Raw genomic sequence first — 566 nt, 5'->3', positions numbered from 1 at the left:
ATCGGCTGTTTAATTAAGAAGAAACAGTAGTCGTAGTAGTTCCGCGTTGGGGCTGTAGCTCAGCTGGTTAGAGCACCGTGTTGATAACGCGGGGGTCGTTGGTTCGAGTCCAACCAGCCCTACCAGCTAATTAGTAAAATCTCAGGGGGATTAGCTCAGCTGGGAGAGCACCTGCTTTGCAAGCAGGGGGTCGTCGGTTCGATCCCGTCATCCTCCACCAAAGTTTTACTCGAAAGTGCAAATGTAAGCCGTCAGGTTTAGATTTGATCTTTTAGCGATCAAAGCTGTTTCGTTCTTTAACAATCTGGAAGAAGTAAAGATTATTTATTGATCGGTTTGCCGTAAAAAGCGAATCGATGGGTAATGATTGTATGTATCAACAAACAAGCAACAACGTTGTACTTTCTTATCCCTGTAGCGCTCTTTGATGACTTCGGTTTTCAGAGGCTAACGTTATAGGGACAAGCGAATAAGTGCACATGGTGGATGCCTTGGCGATTACAGGCGATGAAGGACGTAGTAGCTTGCGATAAGCTGCGGGGAGTGAGCAAACACACTTTGATCCG

2 tRNA genes and 1 rRNA gene are annotated in these 566 nt (G+C 46.1%); all 3 read left to right on the top strand.

Features of this window, described 5'->3' with window-relative positions:
* The first annotated feature begins 48 nt into the window (after positions 1 to 48).
* Positions 49 to 125, top strand: a tRNA-Ile gene (locus tag MRBLMS1_RS14965).
* A 19-nt stretch (positions 126 to 144) separates the two neighbouring features.
* Positions 145 to 220, top strand: a tRNA-Ala gene (locus tag MRBLMS1_RS14960).
* A gap of 239 nt (positions 221 to 459) precedes the next feature.
* Positions 460 to 566 (top strand): 23S ribosomal RNA (locus MRBLMS1_RS14955); the annotation flags it as partial.

It is taken from the genome of Massilia sp. LMS1-1-1.1 (assembly GCF_040815535.1).
Classification (GTDB): Bacteria; Pseudomonadota; Gammaproteobacteria; order Burkholderiales; family Burkholderiaceae_D; genus Janthinobacterium; species Janthinobacterium aestuarii.
The sequence above is the reverse complement of the archived record's forward strand: the minus strand, read 5'-3'. Positions and strand labels throughout refer to the sequence as shown.